This is a genomic window from Micromonospora matsumotoense (assembly GCF_050951065.1).
Lineage (GTDB): Bacteria > Actinomycetota > Actinomycetes > Mycobacteriales > Micromonosporaceae > Micromonospora > Micromonospora matsumotoensis.
Genome location: NZ_CP192025.1, coordinates 4,521,581 through 4,539,834, shown reverse-complemented (window position 1 = coordinate 4,539,834; position 18,254 = coordinate 4,521,581). Strand labels below are relative to the sequence as shown.

At 70.5% G+C, this 18,254-nt stretch carries 16 protein-coding genes; 10 read left to right on the top strand and 6 right to left on the bottom strand.

What is annotated here, in order from left to right:
• Nucleotides 1–121: 121 nt before the first annotated feature.
• Nucleotides 122–3,676, bottom strand: coding sequence for a ThuA domain-containing protein (locus ACQP1S_RS19855; protein WP_432897597.1), 3,555 nt, complete (start codon nt 3,674–3,676; stop codon nt 122–124).
• Nucleotides 3,677–4,198: 522 nt separating this feature from the next.
• Here ACQP1S_RS19855 and ACQP1S_RS19850 point away from each other — a divergent pair.
• From ACQP1S_RS19850 to ACQP1S_RS19825, 6 genes are all read left to right on the top strand, one after another.
• Entirely contained in the window at nt 4,199–5,710 is a 1,512-nt protein-coding gene (locus ACQP1S_RS19850; RefSeq protein ID WP_432897594.1) for a sugar ABC transporter ATP-binding protein, read from the top strand.
• 115 nt (nt 5,711–5,825) lie between these two features.
• Entirely contained in the window at nt 5,826–6,800 is a 975-nt protein-coding gene (locus ACQP1S_RS19845; protein WP_432897591.1) for an ABC transporter permease, read from the top strand.
• Between the two features lie 2 nt (nt 6,801–6,802).
• The gene (locus tag ACQP1S_RS19840) at nt 6,803–7,786 is read left to right on the top strand and encodes an ABC transporter permease (RefSeq protein ID WP_432897588.1); all 984 of its coding nucleotides are present in this window, start codon (nt 6,803–6,805) and stop codon (nt 7,784–7,786) included.
• Between the two features lie 12 nt (nt 7,787–7,798).
• Nucleotides 7,799–8,986: a substrate-binding domain-containing protein gene (locus ACQP1S_RS19835; protein WP_245722788.1), complete on the top strand. Its 1,188-nt coding sequence runs from the start codon at nt 7,799–7,801 to the stop codon at nt 8,984–8,986.
• Nucleotides 8,987–9,006: 20 nt separating this feature from the next.
• Nucleotides 9,007–9,864, top strand: a complete 858-nt coding sequence (locus tag ACQP1S_RS19830) for a sugar phosphate isomerase/epimerase family protein (protein WP_432897583.1) — start codon at nt 9,007–9,009, stop codon at nt 9,862–9,864.
• A 122-nt stretch (nt 9,865–9,986) separates the two neighbouring features.
• Nucleotides 9,987–11,066 (top strand): cellulose binding domain-containing protein, encoded by a 1,080-nt coding sequence (locus ACQP1S_RS19825; RefSeq protein WP_091252556.1) that lies wholly within the window; start codon nt 9,987–9,989, stop codon nt 11,064–11,066.
• 302 nt (nt 11,067–11,368) lie between these two features.
• Here ACQP1S_RS19825 and ACQP1S_RS19820 read toward each other — a convergent pair whose 3' ends face one another.
• Both ACQP1S_RS19820 and ACQP1S_RS19815 read right to left on the bottom strand, forming a co-directional pair.
• Nucleotides 11,369–12,232, bottom strand: coding sequence for an NAD(P)-dependent oxidoreductase (locus tag ACQP1S_RS19820; protein WP_432897580.1), 864 nt, complete (start codon nt 12,230–12,232; stop codon nt 11,369–11,371).
• A 145-nt stretch (nt 12,233–12,377) separates the two neighbouring features.
• Nucleotides 12,378–12,662: a flavin reductase family protein gene (locus tag ACQP1S_RS19815; protein WP_432897577.1), complete on the bottom strand. Its 285-nt coding sequence runs from the start codon at nt 12,660–12,662 to the stop codon at nt 12,378–12,380.
• Between the two features lie 210 nt (nt 12,663–12,872).
• Here ACQP1S_RS19815 and ACQP1S_RS19810 point away from each other — a divergent pair, with 210 nt between their 5' ends.
• From ACQP1S_RS19810 to ACQP1S_RS19795, 4 genes are all read left to right on the top strand, one after another.
• Nucleotides 12,873–13,259 (top strand): hypothetical protein, encoded by a 387-nt coding sequence (locus ACQP1S_RS19810; protein WP_432897574.1) that lies wholly within the window; start codon nt 12,873–12,875, stop codon nt 13,257–13,259.
• 297 nt (nt 13,260–13,556) lie between these two features.
• On the top strand, nt 13,557–13,838 hold the full coding sequence (locus tag ACQP1S_RS19805; RefSeq protein ID WP_432897571.1) for a hypothetical protein: 282 nt from the start codon (nt 13,557–13,559) through the stop codon (nt 13,836–13,838).
• A gap of 146 nt (nt 13,839–13,984) precedes the next feature.
• Nucleotides 13,985–14,323 (top strand): winged helix-turn-helix transcriptional regulator, encoded by a 339-nt coding sequence (locus ACQP1S_RS19800; protein WP_432897568.1) that lies wholly within the window; start codon nt 13,985–13,987, stop codon nt 14,321–14,323.
• Between the two features lie 189 nt (nt 14,324–14,512).
• The gene (locus ACQP1S_RS19795; RefSeq protein WP_091252665.1) at nt 14,513–14,950 is read left to right on the top strand and encodes a cold shock domain-containing protein; all 438 of its coding nucleotides are present in this window, start codon (nt 14,513–14,515) and stop codon (nt 14,948–14,950) included.
• A 42-nt stretch (nt 14,951–14,992) separates the two neighbouring features.
• Here the strand turns inward: ACQP1S_RS19795 and ACQP1S_RS19790 are convergent, their stop codons facing one another.
• From ACQP1S_RS19790 to ACQP1S_RS19780, 3 genes are read right to left on the bottom strand one after another with little or no spacing between them, the layout of a single operon-like run.
• The gene (locus ACQP1S_RS19790; RefSeq protein ID WP_432897566.1) at nt 14,993–16,576 is read right to left on the bottom strand and encodes a hypothetical protein; all 1,584 of its coding nucleotides are present in this window, start codon (nt 16,574–16,576) and stop codon (nt 14,993–14,995) included.
• Nucleotides 16,573–16,929 (bottom strand): YciI family protein, encoded by a 357-nt coding sequence (locus tag ACQP1S_RS19785; protein WP_432897563.1) that lies wholly within the window; start codon nt 16,927–16,929, stop codon nt 16,573–16,575. The genes ACQP1S_RS19790 and ACQP1S_RS19785 overlap by 4 nt, the downstream gene beginning before the upstream one ends.
• Entirely contained in the window at nt 16,926–18,248 is a 1,323-nt protein-coding gene (locus ACQP1S_RS19780; protein WP_432897561.1) for a hypothetical protein, read from the bottom strand. Before ACQP1S_RS19780 ends, ACQP1S_RS19785 begins: the two co-directional genes overlap by 4 nt.
• Nucleotides 18,249–18,254: the final 6 nt, after the last annotated feature.

The following is an 18,254-nucleotide window of genomic DNA, read 5'->3' as shown; positions in this document are numbered from 1 at the left end:
CCACCCGGGTGGCGTCCGCCACCCGCCGCCCCGGCCGGGGCCGTCAGCACAGCCAGCGGGGGCCGGCCCCGGGTGTCGGAGCCGGCCCCCTCAGCCCACCGTCAGGGCGGCGGGTGGTGCGTCACGCCAGGGTGAACCGCCACTGCTGGTTGGTGGCGCTGTGGCAGGTCCACTGCAGCAGCCGGGCGCCGTCGGTGGTGGCGCCACCGTTGACGTCCAGGCAGAGCCCGCTCTGTACGTTGCGCACCGTGTAGACCCCGGTGGTCGTGGTCGCCGTCGCGGTGAACTTCTGCTGGTTGCTGTTGTTGCAGGTGGCCTGCTGGAGGAACGCGCCCGCCGTGGTGGAGCCGCCGATCACCTCGGCGCACTTGTTGCTGTGCACCGCCTTCAGGTAGACCGCGCCGCTACCGGCATCCACGGCCTGCCACTTCTGGTTGTTGCCACCGGTGGCCGCCCACTGGGTGAGCTGGGCGCCGTCGGCGGTGGAGACGCCACTGACGTCCATCAGCTTCCCGCTGTGCAGGGCGGTGAGCGTCCAGGTCTTCCCGGCCACACCGGTGCCGGTGCCGGTGCCGGGAGTGCCGACACCATTCCCGCCGAAGGTGTGCGAGTCGAGGTCGAACGCGTTGTTCGCGCTGCTCTTGAACACCAGGTAGAGCGGGTGTGTCCCGGACAGCGCGGACACGCTCACCGGCGCGGTGGACTGGTAGTTGTTCCAGCCACCGGTGTTGGGCACCGTGGTGGTGGCCAGCAGGGTGCCGGTCGGGGAGTCGGCCCGCAGTTCGATCGAAGCGCCACCGGACGGCGACGACAACCGGTAGCTGACCGTCGAGATGCCCGACAGGCTCATCGGGTTGAACGCGATCCAGTCGTTGTTGGAGATGTCACCGACCCGCTTGGTGCTCTCCGCGCTGGCCTCGTCGACCACCCGGATGCCGGACTGGCTGCTGAAGTACTCGGCCTGCTTGTGCTTGGGCTGGAGGATCGCCTGCGCGGTGCCGGTGAGCGGGGACGAGCCGCCCGGGCCACCGCTGTCGGTGTACCGCGCGTTCAACACGTAGAACAGGTTGGCGCCGTCCGGGTGCCCACCGAGCAGGTCGGTGGAGATGGTGCCCGAGCAGCCCGGGTACTCGGTGGTCTCGTGCGCGTGGTCGTCGTGACCCAACGCCGGGTTCAGGAGCACCTTGGAGCAGTCGACAGTGCCGCCGTCCGGATCGGTGACGCTGATCTGGTACGACACCTTGTCACCGAAGGTGAGCATGCCGCCGTTGGCCGGTGTGGTGATGGTGACCACCGGCGCGGAGTTGCCGACGGTGATCTGGACGTTGGCGAAGCCCGTCTTGCCGGTGTTGTCGGTGACCTTCAACTGCGCCGTGTAATTGCCGTTGGTGGTGTAGACGTGCGACGGGTTGGCCGCCGTGGAGGTGGTGCCGTCCCCGAACGTCCACTGGTAGCTGAGCGTGTTGCCCGCGTCCGGGTCGGCGGTGCCGGCGCTGCTGAACTGGACGTTCAGCGGGGCGAGGCCGCTGGTGGGCGTGCCGACGGCCTTGGCGATCGGCGACCGGCCGCCCTGGATGTAGTCGATCCGGTAGAGCCCGGAGTCGCTGTTGCCACCACCGAAGTTGGTGCCCCACTCCAGCACGTAGAGCGAGCCGTCCTTGCCGAACTCCAGGTCCATCGGCTTGTTGAACCGGCCCCCGGGCAGGAACGAGTTGGTGCGGGTCACCGCCGTGGCGGAGTCGAAGTGCACCTCCTTGATGTAGCTGCGCGACCACTCGTAGAAGAAGTGCACGCCGTCGTAGTAGGCCGGGAACTTGGTGGCGGACGGGTTCGCCGGATCGTACCGGTAGACCGGCCCGCCCATCGGCCCGGAGCCGCCGGAACCGAGCTCCGGGAAGTTCGACGAGGTGCCGTAGCCGTACCACATGTTGGGCGCGACGACCGGTCGCAGGCTGGTCAGGCCGGTGTTGTTGGGCGAGTTGTTGACCGGGGCGTTGCAGTTGAACTTGGCGCCGACGACGCCGGTGTCCGGGTTGAACGGCGCGTAGGGCTGGTTGTCACCGTGGCAGAACGGCCACCCGTAGTTGCCGGGCTGCTTGATCACGTTCAGCTCGACCAGGCCCTCGGGGCCGCGGTTGGTGGTGGGCGGGTTGCGGTCCGGTCCGTAGTCGGCCAGGTAGACCCAGCCGTTGGCCGGGTCGATCGAGAACCGGAACGGGTTGCGGAAGCCCATCGCGTAGATCTCGGGCCGGGTCTGCGCCGTGCCCTGGGGGTAGAGGTTGCCCGTCGGGACGGTGTAGCCGCCGGTCGCCGAGGGGCGGATGCGCAGCAGCTTGCCGCGCAGGTCGTTGGTGTTGCCGGCGCTGCGGGCGGCGTCCAGGTTGGACTTGCCGGACCGCCAGTCCAGCGGGGCGTAGCCCTGCCAGTTGGGGTCGAGGTTCGGCGGCGTGTCGTCGCCGGTGCCGATGTAGAGGTTCCCGTCCGGGCCGAAGTCGATGTAGCCACCGGTGTGACCGGGTTCGGGGAAGGTACGGTCCCGGTACGCCGGGATGTCGATGATCCGGGCCTCGGTGGACAGGTTGAGGGTGTCGCCGGAGAGCGTGTAGCGGGAGACGCGGTTGACGTCGGTGCTGCTGCTCGCCGGTGAGTGGTACAGGTACACGTACCCGTTGGTGGCGAAGCTCGGGTCCAGCGCCAGGCCGGTGAGACCGTCCTCGCCGCCGGTGTAGACGCTCAGGGTGCCGGCGGTCACGGTGCTGTTGGTGGCGGGCTTGAAGATCTTGACCTGGCCACCGCGCTGGATGTACATGACCCGACCGTCCGGCAGCACGGCCAGGGCCATCGGGTCGACCGTGTTGTCGTCCAGGGTGCGCTTTTCGAAGTTGCTCCAGACGGTGCCGCCGCAGTCGCCGGGTTGGTTGCCGGCGGCCCACTTCACGCCGCCGAGGACGTGGTTGCGGAAGTTCGTCTCGCTGTAGGAGGCGATCGCGTGGCCCATCGCGGTGGCCCACACCCGTCCGCCAGCGGCGTTACGGCACCAGGAGATCGGGTGGTCCGGGCCCATCGCCCGGGACCCCGGGTTGTAGGTGCGCTCGTCGGCGGTCACCAGGACGTGCACGTTGCCGCGCGGGTTGGCGTCGAAGTTGTACCACTCCTCGCTGCGGCTCCAGCGGTCCGGCAGGCCGGTCGTCGACGGGTGCTGCTTGTCGGCGACGATGGCGGTGCCGGGCAGCACACCAGGGGAGTGCTCGGGCATGTGGGCGCCACCGTTGAGGGTCTGGTCCCACCAGGGGTACTCGCCCTCGATGCCCATGTCCAGGGCGTTGTGGATGCCGACGATGCCCTTGCCGCTGGCCAGGTAGCCCTCCACGGCCTGGCGTTGGGCGGCCGAGGTCCAGACCATGCCGGAGGTCTGGAACATGATGATCACGTCGAAGGTGGCGAGGTTGGCCGGGGTGAAGACGCTGGAGTCCTCGGTCTGCACCAACTCGAAGTTGTTGGCCGCCGCCTGCTGCTGGAACATGCTGATCCCGGCGGGGATCGAGTCGTGCCGGTAGCCCACCGTCTTGGTGAACAGCAGGGCGCGGAAGGCCGGGGCCGCCGAGGCGGGTGGTGCGAGGCCGAGTGACAGTAACAGGCCGGCGATCATGGCGATGAGCAGTGTGGTGCGACGCATGCCGTCTCCTAGTTTTCGGCGGGCAACTCCGGTGGTGGCCGTGGGTCCGTCGGCGCGTCAGGGGGGTGCCTGTGCACGCGAAGGGCACGGGTGTGCTGCTCGGGTCGTCGTGCCGTCCGCCGTAACGGCCGTCAGACCCGTAAAGCGTCACGGAGAGTGACTTCGGTGGTGCTATCGGCCGTGGCCGCGAGGTCAGGATCGTTCAGTCATCGATGAGTGTCAACGGATGCGGGTGGGTTCGATGTTTCGACGGGCTGGCGGCAGCCGCCCGCGAGGCCCGGTGCGGCTTCCGTGCCGGGTGGAGGGGTGGGCCTGGGAATTGCGTCGAGAGGAGGATTGTGGACACGCATCGAAACATCTATCTTCATACGTGTGATGTTTCGTCGATGTCAAGGAAAGTTTGCTTCGCCGAGACGTAAGCACTTGTGGTAGGCGGCGAAAGTCGTCCCGCCGCGCCCCTCGCACAAGCCGGACGTGGGGTACGTACCGCATCGATGACTACTTTCTGTGAGGGTTTTCGGAATGCCAGATCCGCCACCGGCACCGCTGCTCACCCTGCGGGGCATCGGCAAGTCGTTCTTCGGGGTGCGCGTCCTCGACGGCGTCGACCTCGACGTCGCGCCGGGTGAGGTGCACGCCGTCGTCGGTGAGAACGGCGCCGGGAAGTCCACCCTCATGAAGATCGTCTCGGGTGGCTACGCCCCGGACGGCGGCACCGTCGAGGTCGCCGGCGCACCACGGGTCTTCCGGAGCCCGCGCGACGCCCAGCGGGCCGGGATCGGCATCATCCACCAGGAGTTCAACCTGCTGCCGGAGCGCACCGTCGCGGAGAACGTCCACCTGGGACACGAACCGGTGCGGCGGGGGTTGGTGGACCGTCGGGCGATGCGCGAGCGCACCGGTCGGTTGCTCGCCTCGATCGGGGAGACCACCCTCGCGCCCGACGCCCGGGTGGGACAGCTCGGCGTCGCCCAGCAGCAGGTCGTCGAGATCGCCAAAGCGCTCGCCCTGGACGCCCGGGTGCTCATCATGGACGAGCCCACCGCAGCACTGGCCGACCACGAGGTCGAACTGCTCTACGGGTTGGTGCGCCGACTCCAGCACCGGGGCATCGGCCTGCTGTACGTCTCGCACCGGCTCACCGAGGTCTTCGACCTGTCCGGTCGGATCACCGTCCTCAAGGACGGCCGCCGGGTCACCACCGTGAACACCACCGACACCAGCACCGACGACCTGGTCCGGCACATGGTCGGCCGGGAGTTGTCCAGCTACTACCCCGACCGGGCCGGCCCCGCCGACCGCGGCCCGGTCCGGATCACCGTCCGCGACGCGGGAAACCGCAAGCTTCGGGGCGTCGATCTCCAGCTCCGGGCCGGGGAGGTGCTCGGCGTCGGTGGCCTGCAGGGCTCCGGGCGGTCCGCGCTGGCCCGTGCGCTCTTCGGTGTCGCCCCGTTCACCACCGGCGACGTGACCCTGGACGGCAGACCGGTCCGGCTGCGTTCACCGCGTACCGCGATGCGGGCCGGCATCGCCTACGTCACCGAGGACCGCAAGGGCGAGGGGATCGTGCCCCGGCAGTCGGTGCTCGACAACGCGCTGCTGGCCAGTCGTGCCGTCTTCGCGGCCCGCTCCGGTCGCGCCGCCCGGACCCGACGGGTGCGGGAACTGCTCGCCAGCGTCGAGGTCCGCGCCGCCGGCGACGACCAGGAGATCCGCTTCCTGTCGGGGGGCAACCAGCAGAAGGTCGTGCTGGCCCGCTGGCTCGCGCTCGACCCGCAGGTCCTGCTCTTCGACGAGCCGACCCGGGGCATCGACGTGGGGGCGAAGTCGGCCATCCACGATCTCGTCCGCCGCCTCGCCCGCGACGGCGCTGCCGTGTTGATGATCTCGTCGGACCTGCCCGAACTGCTGGGGATGAGCGACCGGATCGTCGTCATGCGCGACGGCCGGATCGCCGGCGAACTGCCCGCCGCCGCCACCGAGGAGGACGTCGTAGCCCTGGCCGTCGGCCACGTCACGGAGACCGACCGGTGAGCGCGAGGAGTGAGCCGGGTTTGCGAGCCCCGCAGTCGCGAACGAAGAGTGGGCCGGTGAGCGCGAGGAGTGAGCCGGGTTTGCGAGCCCCGCAGTCGCGAACGGAGACCGACCGGTGAGCGTTCTGTCGCTGTTGCCGGCCCGACGTCCCGTACCGGGCGTGTTCGTGGCCCTGACCATCACCCTTGCGATCGGCTGGCTGGTCGTCCTGGTCGACGGCGGTCAGCTGTTCAACCAGTCCACGACGGTGAGCCTGCTGCACGTGGCTGCCGGCCTCGGGTTCGTCGCGGTCGGTCAGACCCTGGTCATTCTCGGTGGTTCGCTCGACCTCTCCGTGGCGTACGTGATCAGTCTCAGCACCCTCGTCGCGGCCGAGACGATGAACGGCAGCGACGGCGCGCTGCTGCCGGCGATCGGCCTGGCGCTCGCGGTCAGCGCCGGTGTGGGGTTGCTCAACGGGCTGCTCGTGACCAAGTTCCGGATCAACGCGTTCATCGCCACCCTCGGCGTCGGGTTACTGCTCAAGGGGTATCTCGACAGCAACTACGACGGCCCGGCCGGCGTCACCTCGCCCAGCCTCGTGCAGTCCCTCGGCTATCAGCGCGTCGGCCCGGTGCCGCTGTCGTTCCTGCTGCTGCTCGCCGTGACCGGGGCCGCCTGGTTCGTGCTGTCCCGGACCCGGTTCGGCCACCACCTGGTCGCCGTCGGCGGTGATCCGGAGGTCGCCCGGCTCTCCGGCGTCCGCAACGACCGGGTCCTGGTCGCCGCCCACGTGCTGTGCTCGCTGTGTGCCGGACTCGCCGGGGTCTACCTCGCCAGCCGGCTCGGCTCGGGCGCGCCCCGGGTCGGCACCGAGGGCCTCTACGACCTGGAGTCGATCGCCGCGGTGGTGATCGGCGGGACCCTGCTCGCCGGTGGGCGTGGCGGCGTGGTCGGCACGGTCGGGGGAGTGCTGCTGCTCGCCAGCATCGACGCGATCTTCAACCAGCTCGAGGTGGACGCCTTCTTCAAGCAGGTGATCCGGGGCGTCATCATCATCGCCGCGGTCGCCGTCTACGCCCGTCGGACCCTGCGAAAGGCGGCGTCCTGACCATGCAGATCGTCCAGCGTCGTCCGCTGCCACCGCGCCGCGTCCGGCTCCGTCCCGGCGGGGTGCTGCCGATCCTGGCCATCCTCGCGGTGCTCCTGGTGCTCGTCGGCATCCGGCAGCCCAGTTTCCTCGATCCGCCGTCGTTGATGTCCTTCCTCGGCCGGTCGGCGCCGATCATCCTGCTCGCCGCCGGGCAGTACTTCGTGATCGTCTCCGGCGAGTTCGACCTGTCCGTCGGTTCGCTGGTCACCGCGCAGGTGGTGGTCGCGGCCCGGCTGATCGACAGCGATCCGGCCCGGACCTGGCCGGTGGTGCTGCTCCTGCTCGCCTTCGGCGCGTTGGTCGGGCTGGTCAACGGCCTGATCACGACCCGTCTGCGGGTGCCGTCGTTCATCACCACCCTGGGCATGTTCCTGATCCTGGTCGGCGCGGTCTACCTGTGGTCCGACGGCGCGCCCAAGGGTGGGCTCTCCGAGGAGTTCCGGCGGTTCGGGCGGCGGGCCGTCGAGGACGTGCCGCTGCTCGGTCGGGTGCCGTACGCGCTGCTGGTCCTGCTGGCCGTCGCGGTGCTCGCGGTGGTGTTGATGCGGTCGGACTTCGGCCGGACCCTGGTCGCCGTCGGCGACAACCCGCGCACCGCGCAGCTGAGCGGGGTGCGGGTCTGGCGTACCCGGACCGTCGCCTTCATCCTCAGCGGGCTCGCGGCGGCGGTGGCGGCGATCCTGCTGGGCGGCTACAGCGGGGTGTCGTTCCAGGCCGGCGCGGGCCTGGAGTTCGGGGCGATCACCGCGGTCGTCCTCGGCGGCGTCGCGCTGGGCGGGGGTCGCGGCTCGGTCGTCGGCGCGATGCTCGGCGCGCTGACCCTCGAACTGCTGTTCGCCCTCATGAACTTCTACGGCGTCTCCGGCGCCCTCCGGTCCACCGTCCAGGGCGCGATCATCCTGCTCGCCGTGGCGGTCTCGGCAACCCGTTCTTCGTCACGATAAGGGGAAACCATAGTGCGACGTTCCATGGCGGCGCTGGCCGCTGTCACCCTGCTGTCCCTCACCGCCTGCGCCACCGACGAACCGGGCGCGGGCCCCTCGGGCGGTTCCTCCTCCTCCGCCGCCGGGTCGGGGACCGGGGAACAGTCGAAGTTCTTCGTGCAGGCCGACTACGACGCCGAGTTGGCGTTGCTCGGCGCGACCCCGACCGGGCCGGCGGACAAGCCGTGGGAGCAGATGCTCAACCCCACCATGGTGGACACGGCGAAGTTCAAGAAGGCCGGTCCGCACAAGATCTGCTTCTCGAACGCGGCGCTGAACAACCCGTGGCGGCAGGTCGGGTTCAAGACGATGCAGGCCGAGGTCGAGGCACAGAAGAGCCGCATCAAGGAGTTCGTGCACGTCGACGCCGAGGGCAAGGACCAGAAGCAGATCGCGGACATCAACGACCTGCTCGGTAAGGGCTGTGACGCGCTGATCGTCTCGCCGAACACCACCGCCACGCTCACCCCGGCCGTCGAGGCGGCGTGCCAGGCCGGGCTGCCGGTGGTCGTCTTCGACCGTGGGGTCAACACCAAGTGCCCGGTGACCTTCATCAACCCCATCGGTGGGTACGGCTTCGGTCACGCCGGTGCCGAGTTCGTCAGCCAGAAGATGAAGCCCGGCGGCAAGGTCCTCGCCCTGCGCATCCTGCCCGGGGTCGACGTGCTGGAGACCCGCTGGTCGGCCGCGAAGGTGGCGTTCGACAAGGCCAAGGTCGACGTGGTGGGGGTGGAGTTCACCGATGGTGACCCGGCCAAGACCAAGAAGATCGTCGACGACTACATCCAGCGGTACGGCACCATCGACGGCGTCTGGATGGACGCCGGCGCGGTCGCCGTCGCGGCGGTCGAAGCGTTCCAGGACGCAGGCAAGCCGGTGCCGCCGATCAACGGCGAGGACCAGCTCGACTTCCTGAAGGTCTGGAAGGACAAGAACCTCACCGCGATCGCGCCGACCTACCCGACCTACCAGTGGCGTACGCCGATCATCGCGGCGCTGCGGATCCTCGACGGCCAGCAGGTGTCCAGCCCGTGGAAGCTGCCCCAGCCGACCATCACCCAGGACAACCTGGACCGGTATCTCGACCCGGCCATGCCGCCGCTGCACTACGCGATGTGCGGCTGCACCGACCTGCCCGGTTACCCGCAGCGCTGGAAGTAGTCCCGGTGTATGCCATCGGCGTGAACCCCTGGGTGTGGGCGTCGCCGGTCGATGACGACGCCCTCGCCGAGCTGATCCCCCGGATCGCCTCGTTCGGCTTCGACGCGGTCGAGTTGCCGATCGAGCAGCCGGGCGACTGGGACCCGGTGCGCACCCGGGACCTGCTGGCCGCGCACGGCCTCGTCGCGGCCGGCGTCTGCGCGGTCACCCCGCCGGGCCGGGACCTGGTGAACGCCGCCCCGGCCGTCGTGGAGTCGACCGTCGCGTACCTCAGGGGGTGCGTGGCGGCCGCGGCGGCCGTCGGCGCTCCCTGTGTCGGCGGCCCGGTGTACGCCTCGGTCGGCCGCACCTGGCGGATGTCGCCGGCGGCGCGGGCGGCCTGCTACGCGGAGTTCCGGCGAGCGCTGACGCCGGTGGCCGAGCAGGCCGGTGAGTGTGGCGTGAGCATCGGTGTCGAGGCGTTGAACCGCTACGAGACGAGTGTGGTCAACACCGTGGCGCAGACGGTCGAGCTGATCGACGGACTGCCGTCGAGCGTCGGCATCATGATCGACACGTACCACATGAACATCGAGGAGTCCGATCCGTACGCGGCCCTCGCCGCCGCTGGCCGGCACATCAAGCACGTCCAGGTCAGTGGGACGCACCGGGGCTCTCCCGGGGCGGACCACTTCGACTGGCCGCGTTTCTTCGCCGTGCTGGGGCAGACCGGCTACCGGGGTGCGGTCTGCATCGAGTCGTTCACGGCGGAGAACGAGACCATCGCCACCGCCGCGGCGATCTGGCGTCCGTTGGCACCCTCGCAGGACCGTCTCGCCACGGACGGTCTGCGCTACCTCCGGGGGGTCGTCGCCGGCCCTTCCGCCGCAGCCGGTTGATGCGTGAATGCGCTGATGTCCTGCCGGCGGCAGGACTGCCGGGTGTGCCTTGACACTAAGGCCGAACGGCAGGACAGTCGTCATGCGTATCGATGATTAACGATTTATAGGCGAGGGGTGCCATGCGGAAGTCGCTGACGGCGGTGTTCGCCGTCGTTGTTGCCATGGTCGCGATGATGGCCGCGGTCTCGCACGCCAGTGCGGCGAACGCGGCCGCCGGGTGCCGGGTGGACTACGTCGTCACCAGCCAGTGGACCGGCGGCTTCCACGCCGACGTCGCGGTCACCAACGTGGGCGAGCCGGTCAACGGCTGGACGCTGCGGTTCGCGTTCCCCGCCGTCGACCAGCAGATCGCCCAGACCTGGAGCGCCACCTGGGCCCAGTCCGGCCAGCAGGTCAGCGCGACCAACCTGGGCTGGAACGCGACCCTGGGCACCAACGGCTCCGTGAACATCGGTTTCGTCGGTGCCTGGTTCGGCAGCAACCCCGTCCCGGCGTCGTTCACGCTCAACGGCGTCGCCTGCACCGGCGGGGTCCTGCCCAGCAGGACACCGACCGGGCCGACCACCTCGCCGCCGGTCGCCGACTACCCGGCGATCGTCCACTGGGTCAGTCCGGCCGTCGGCGCGGTGTACACCGCGCCGGGCCCCGTCCCGCTCGCGGTGACCGCGACCGTGGGTGGCGGCCACTACATCACCTCGGTGTCGTTCCGGGTGGACGGCGTCACGCTGGCCCAGGGAGTGCGGACGACCGGCGACCGGTTCGAAGCACAGTGGACACCCCCGACCGGCGCTCCCGGGACCAGCACCACCTACCTGCTGTACGCCTCGGCCGGCACCGACCAGTCGCTGTCCGGCGGTGCCCCGCCGCTGCTGGTCACTGTGGTCACCCCACCGTCCACCGGCACCAACCACCCGCCGGCGGCGGCGCTGAGCACCCCCGGTGGGCAGACGTACTTCCTCGAACCCACGACGGTCACGCTGGTTGCCGACGTCACCGACACCGACCCCGGGGACCCCGTCAGCCGGGTGGAGCTGTATCTCGGCGCGACCAAGCTGGCCGTGACACCGACCAACAGCGGACAGCGCTACCAGTTCCAGCTGCCGCTGTCCGCCGGCACGTCGTCCACCTTCACCGTGCGGGTCCACGACTCCCACGGCGGCGTCGGCATCTCCAACCCGCTGACCTTCACCATCCGCTAGCCCTTCGCCGCCGCCCCGACGCGCGGTCGCCCCGGCGACCGCGCGTCCCCGGCTACCGGAGGCGTCCCCGGCGCGCACCGGCCGGGGCGACGGGAAGGTACCCGCGAGCGACGAAGAACTCGACGTGCCGGCGGAACAGCGCCCGGGTCACCGCTGGGCGGATCGCGGTCGGTCACCCGGCAGCCGGCCGGCCGCAACTCGTCCACCATGTCCCCGAACGTGACGGCACTCTGGTTGGCCAGGTGGAACGTCCCCGCGGCCCGGGGCGCAGCGCATCGGTGGCGATCGTGCAGCGGCCCGGATCAGAGCTTCTTGATGACCTCGATCATGCTGGCCAGCGCCTCGTCGCCGTGCCCGCTGGTGGCCCGCTCCCGGAGGATGTCCCGGATCGGGATCATGACGTCCGGCCGGATTCCCTGGCCCTTGCTGGCCTCCACCATCTTGGCCAGACCGACCGCGTTCAGCCCCACGGTGGAGATGTTGGTCGCGTACTGGCCCGCGTCGACCTGCCGGGCGGCACCCTTGATGCTGGGCAGCACCACATGGGTGATCCAGGACTCGGCGAACGGGGTCAGCGCCGCCGCCGGGATGCCCTCGCTGGCGAGCATGGCGAAGCCGTGCAGCGCGCCGGCCAGCGACGACCACAGGATGCCGAGCAGCGCGAGGTCGTACAGGCCGGCGACGCCCGGGTCCTCGCTCAGGAAGATGCTGTTGCCGCCGAGGACCTTCAGGGTCGACTCGTACGTGTCGAAGACCTCCTTCGAGCCGCCGTAGAACAGCAGGGTCTGGGGGAGCCCGACGGCTGGCGGCACCGTCATGATGTAGCCGTCGAGGTACTTCGCACCCAGGGACTGCGCCCACTGCGCGGCGCCCCGGGCGTCCTGCGGCACGCCGGAGGTGAGGTTGACGATGACCTTGCCGTTCAGCGACTCCTTCACCGGATCGAGGATCTCGTGCAGTGTCTGGTAGTCGACCACGCAGGCCACCAGGACGTCGCTCGCGGCGACCGCGTCGGCGATCGTGTCCGCGCGGCTCGCGCCCTGCTCGACAAGGGCGTCCGCCTTGCCGGCGGAGCGGTTCCACACCGTCGTGCGGTGGCCGGCCCTGAGATATGCGCCCGCCAGTGCCGCCCCCATCATTCCGAGGCCGATCACCGATACGGGCACGCGATTTTCTTCGGACACCAGTGCCACTCTCCTCTGTGCTCCTGAAAAGGCAAAAATGCCATCGGTGCTGGCCACGCAGAAAGCACGTGCCATCGCCGACATCGCTTTCGGAGCCTAGACGCCGGCGTGTGGACCCCTCAAGTACTTACTGCAAAGTATGTGGCCGGTTGGCGGTCGACACCGCCGCTGAACCGGTGCCGATGCGGTGGAAGGCGCCACCGAAGAACAGCAGACCAGCGCCGTCGTGGCCGATTTCCGCGCCGATCACCGAACCGACGAAGATGGTGTGGTCGCCGGAATCGTGCGCCTCGAACAATCGGCATTCCAGCCAGGCCAGGGCACCCGAAATGAGGGGCGCCGGAGGCCGGCCCCGGCCGGTGCGGCAGCGTCTCGAACTGGGCCGCCCCCAGGCCCGGTGCGGATCGGACAACGCACCTGTCGGCTCACGTTAACCAGCCGGGCGCACGGGGGGCATCGAATGGTAATCCCGGAGACCGGCCGCCGGGTGGTCGCAGGTTACCGGCACGTTACCGCCTATTGGTGGCCGGCCCGTCGGGTGGCGTTAACCTGTTTGCGGTTGCGAAAACGGCAGCCGTCCAGGTGCCCGACTGACGACAGGACCGGAACCGGCATGCATTCCGTGACACCAGAGCAGATCCTCGCCGAGCCCGCGATGCAGGAATTTCTGAACATGCTCGACATCAATGTCGAATACACCCGGGCCGAGGGCGGCACCCTGCACCACGCCGGCCCCGACAGCACGCCGGAGACGATGGTGGACTATGCCGGCGGCTACGGTGCCCTGGTGCTCGGCCACCACCATCCGGCGCTCCTCGACACCGCCGTGGCCTTCCTGAACGAGCGCCGTCCGGTGCTCGGCCAGGCATCCCGGCAGCCGGCGGTCGACGGGATCGCAGCCCGTCTCAACGACATCGTCAGCCGCGAGTTCGGCACCGACGAGCGGTACTTCGCCATCTTCTCCCACAGCGGTACCGAGTCGATCGAGGTGGCGCTCACGCACGCGTAGTTCGACCGGGTGTTGCGGGTGCGCTCCCTGCTGGAGGAGGTGGAGGCCGGCATCGCGGAGGTGTCCGCCCAGGCGGCGGGAACGGTAGCGGCGCCCCCGGGGCCGACGGTGACCTGCTCACCGTCCTGTCCGGACTGCGTCGCGACAACGCCGAGGCCGCCGTGCGACCGCCGGTGTTCATCGCGTGGGAGGGCTCCTTCCACGGCAAGGAGAAGGGCGAGAAACTGGCCGAGATCTTCCACGACCTGCGTCGTCGCTTCCCCGGGGTGGTCGGCGAGGTCCGGGGCCGGGGGCTTGATGCTGGGGTTGGAGTTCACCGACCAGTCCCACGCCGCCGCACCGGGGATCGCCGCTGTCTCCGCCAACGGCATGCGGGGCCACGTCATCTCGGGCTACCTGCTGCACGCGCACCGGGTCCGCACGTTCCCCACCGCGAGCGCGGCGGACACGCTGCGCTTCGAGCCGTCCCTCGACCTCGCCGACGCCGACATCGAACGGCTCCGGCTCGCGCGGAAGGTGCGCTGCGTCGTCCTGCGTGGCCAGGACGAGCAGGCGCTGCTGGGCGGTGCGGCAGGGTGAACCGTACGGAGGAGCTGTCACGTGTTGTCAGTTCCTCCGCAACACAGTGCGACCGCGTGACCCTCGCGCGCTAGACTCTGCGGTATACCGGAACTCACGGGAAGAGTGCCGCCGGCCGGTCGGGAGTGAATGAACTGAGTGTCAGGGTGCGGCCGACACATTGCGGTCTGGACGCCGCGATCGAGGTGATCAGCGGTAAGTGGAAGGTCGTCATCCTGTGGGCCCTCAGCGACAGTCACAGACGGTTCGGTGAGCTGAGAAGGCTCATCGGAGTGAGCGAGAAGGTGTTGTTCCAACACCTGCGCGAACTTGAGGCCGACGGCATCGTCCGCCGGGAGGCCTCCGAGGATCTGCCGATGCGGGTGGAATACTCGCTGACCGACCGGGGCCAGGCACTCAATCACGCGCTCAAGCCCCTCGGGGCGTGGGGTCGGGAATACCTGCCGGATCGGGCCGTGCCCGTGCCCGCGCCGGGCGACAGCTGACCGCGGGACGGCATCTGCGAGGTCACCGACTGACCGGTGGCGTTATCGGGCGGCTGCGCGCCCCGTGGGGCTCCGGTCCGCCCGTCGCTTACCATGGGTGTCGCGCCGATGGCGGTGCCCCTTGCGGCGGTGTCCGTTCCGGTCGTTCTCCTGTTCTGGTGGTTCCTGTTCTGTGGGGTGGTGGTCGCGGTGGCGGTCGGTACGATTCTCAGCTTCGACGACGTGAAGGGGTACGGCTTCATCAGCCCGGAGGGCGGTGGTGAGGACGTCTTCGTGCACGCGAACGACTTCGGCGACCAGCGGCCGTCGGTGGCACCCGGCATGCGGGTGGAGTTCGAGTCGGTGGAGGGCAACCGTGGGGTCAAGGCGCTCTACGCGCGCCTGCTCAACCCCGGTGCGCCGGTCGCGTCCCGGCCGGCGGTGTCCGGCGCGACGACCGTGACCCGGCTGCCGGTGACCGACCGGGGCGACGACGAGGAGTGCGACGTCCTGACCTCCTTCACCTTCCGGTCCAACATCACGGACCTTCTCGTCGAGCAGGTGCCGACGCTCACCGGCGCCCAGATCAGCCAGATCCGGCAGCACCTCACGCAGTTCGCCCGCTCGCACGGGTGGATCGAGGACTGACAGTCGCCCGGTCCGGCCCACCGCCGGTGGGCCGGACCGGCGTCAGCCGGCCGCGTAGCCGAAGCGCGAGGCCCGCTCGGCGAGCCACAACCACCGGCGCTGCACCTCGCCGCCGGTGGCCGCGACCATGGCGAGCGCGTCGGCGGACACGGCGGTCAGCGCCGCGCCGGTTGCCGCCGGGTCGTCGAGCAGCGCCGCGCCGTCGCGGAACGCCGCCGCCTCGGCCGGGCCGCCGAACCGGGGGGCGACCTCGTCGCGCCAGAAGTCGGCCCAGGCCAGCTCCGGGTCCCAGGAGAACCGGGCGTACGCCAGGTAGCTGATCTCGTTGGTCGGGTGGTAAGCGGACGGCTCGGCGAAGATGGTCAGGCCCCGCATCCCGGCCGCCCCGGACCGGGTGGCCAGATCGGCGTACAGCTCGGGGACCCAGGAGTGGCGCTGCCGGTTCCACTGCGATCCGGCGTGGGTGCGCAGCACGTTCGTGGTGTGCGGGAGCCGCTCGACGTGCGCCGCGGTCAACCGGTCCCGCTGGTCGTACCAGAAGCCGCGGTTCACGCAGTACTGGTAGGCCACGTCGTCGGGCAGGTCGGCCAGGGGCTGCTGGGCGTCGAGGTCGAAGATGTTGTCCCAGTACACCTCGACGAGGTGGCGCAGCGGCACCCCGGCCGGGCCGGGCCGCCGGGCGGTCTCCAGCAGCGTCGGATAGACCGACCGCATCGCCTCGTACGACCAGGAGGTGCGCTCGCCGCCGGTCCGGTTGGCGCACCGGGCGCAGGCGCAACTGCCGTAGTCGCCGGTCTCGAAGTTGATCCCGCCGACGGGCAGGGTGTCGAGCAGCCAGTCGATGGCGTCGCGGTGCCAGGCCAGGTTGTCCGGCTGGGACGGGCAGGCGGCCATCATGTATTCGCTGGCCGGGAAGTGCAGGTCACCGAACTCGTCGATGTCGAAGCCGACCTTCCTCGGCAGTTCGGCGGCGAGGTCGGGGCGTTGCCGCAGCCAGGTGGCCAGGTTGTACCGGTGCCGCCCGTCGAAGTAGATGCCGCCGTAGGCGTTGATCCCCACCCCGGCGATGATCCGCACCCCGCGCGCGTTGGCGTAGTCGCACAGGTCGCGGGCCGCTTCGATGCCGCCGTGGGCGTCGCGCAGCAGCCCGTAGACGACGATGCCGCCGATCCGTTCCCGGCTGCAGAAGTCGACCAGCCGGCGGTAGTCGGCGCCGAACGCGTCGGCGGACTTCGCGTACGGGTTGAGCGCCCCGATCTCCTGCTGTCCGAGCTGCCGGGTGTCCCAGTTGGTGGAGTGGTCCCAGGTCCACAGGGTGCGCAGCGGCAGCCCGGGGGCGCTCACCGTGGTGCCCACCGGCAGCCCGTCGGGGGTGGCGGCGGCGACCAGGGCACGGGCGGCGTAGACCAGGCCGGCGAACGGGTCGCCGGTGAGCCGGATCTCGCCCTGCTCCGGCACCTCGACGCGGTGGCCGCCCTCGGGCAGCGCCGGGTCGACGGTGAACCGCACCGGCACCGCGTCGGGGCCACCCTCGCCCCACGCCTCGCGGAGCAGGCCGGCGGCGAACGGGGCGTGCGCGTCCCCGAGCACCCGTACACCGGAAATCTGGCGGAGTGACGACATCATGACCTCCCGGGGGTCGGTGCGGTGGCGGCGAGGAAGTCGACCACGTCGATCGCGGTCCACACCCCGTGCCGCCAGTAGGGATCCTGTTCGAGGTGGGCGCGGGCGGCGGGCGCGTCGGCGGCCCGCAGCACCAGCACCGAGGCGCGCAGGTCGGCGCGCGCCCCGACGACGAGGGCGACGCCATCGACGAGCAGGGCGCGCATGTGCGCCAGGTGTGCGGCCCGGTGCGGTTTCCGCCGGACGGCGGCGTCGGCGGCGAGGGTGGCGGTGACCAGGTAGGTCGGGGCGAAGCGCAGCTCCCCGCCCGGGTCGCCGTCGGGCCGGTGGGGCCGGGCTGCTCCGGCGGGTGTCACGCGTCGACCCCGATCGCACCGAGCAGTCGCTGCATGGCGACCCGGTAGACGGTCTGCGGGCGGCCCGCGCCGGTGCTGACGTGCACCCCGACCTCCTCCGCGAAGCCGGCCGCGCGCAACGCGTTGAGCAACCGGCGGGCCGAGCGGGCCTCCACCCCGTACGCGTCGGCGAGACCCCGGGCGGTGATCTGGTCCGGGTCCATCTGGTGCAGCGCCTCCAGCAGCCGCCGGGTGGACAGCGGCCCGATCCGTAGCTGCTCGGAGACGCGCAGCATCCCCGGGTCGGTCTCGCGCAGCCGGGGACGCACGGCGGTCTCCCGGCTGGAGTGGACCTCCCCGTCGGGGAACACCACGTGGGTGTCGCCGCTGTGCCGGCCCAGCGCCAGGGCCTTGCGGGCGTTGTCCTCGGCGGCGGCGATGGTGGTGCCGGCACCGAAGCCGACGGCGTGCGCGACGTCGACGCCGCGCAGGGTGAGCAGGGAGGCGTGCCCGTCGCGGTGCCGGGCCAGCGCACTCTCCACGGTGCCCCGGGTGGTGGTGATCAGCATGGTCCGGTCGTCGACGGTGGCCAGCCGGCCGCGCATCCGCTCGGCGTGTTCCAGCAGCGCCTCGCGGACCCGGAGCCGTTGCCGTTCGGCCTGGTAAGGGTCCTGCGCCCGGTTCGTCGGCGTACCCAGGTCGACCATCATGACCGCGATCTGGGTCGCCCGGGACTGGCGTACCTCGGCGGCGAGCCAAGCCCGACGCAGCGCGTCGCGGACGGAGGCGCGGGTGTGCTCGACACGCCACACCGGCACCCCGCTGTCGGCGAGGTCCCGGTGCACCGCGCCGAGACAGGTCAGGCACGCCTCGACCGCGCCGGAGGCGTACCGCTCCCGGTGGTAGGCGGTGATCTCGTCGAGTCCGGCGAAGAGCAGCCCGGACGAGTCGGCGATGGGCAGGATCTCGGTGGGCGGGTCGACCTCGATGTCGTGGTAGGTCTCCCGGACGATCTCCGCCTCGATGGTGTCGACGCTGACCCGGGGCAGCCGTCCGCCGGTGGCCAGCAGCATCCGCGACAGCGTCCGGTAGAGGTCGATGCCGGCGTGCGGGACGAAGTCGATCTCCGCCCGCAACTCCCCGGTGGCGTTGGCGAAGGCGTACGGGATGCGCCCGGTGAACAGCAGCACCTGGCACATCTCGTCCAGCTCGCGGGCCAGGTCGGGAGCCTGCTCCGGGCGGGTGTACGCGCGGGTGGTGACCGCCTCCGCGCGGCCCTCCCCGGCCGCCACCTCCCGGACGAGCCGGACCGAGTCCTCCGGGCCGATAATGCCGATCACAATGCC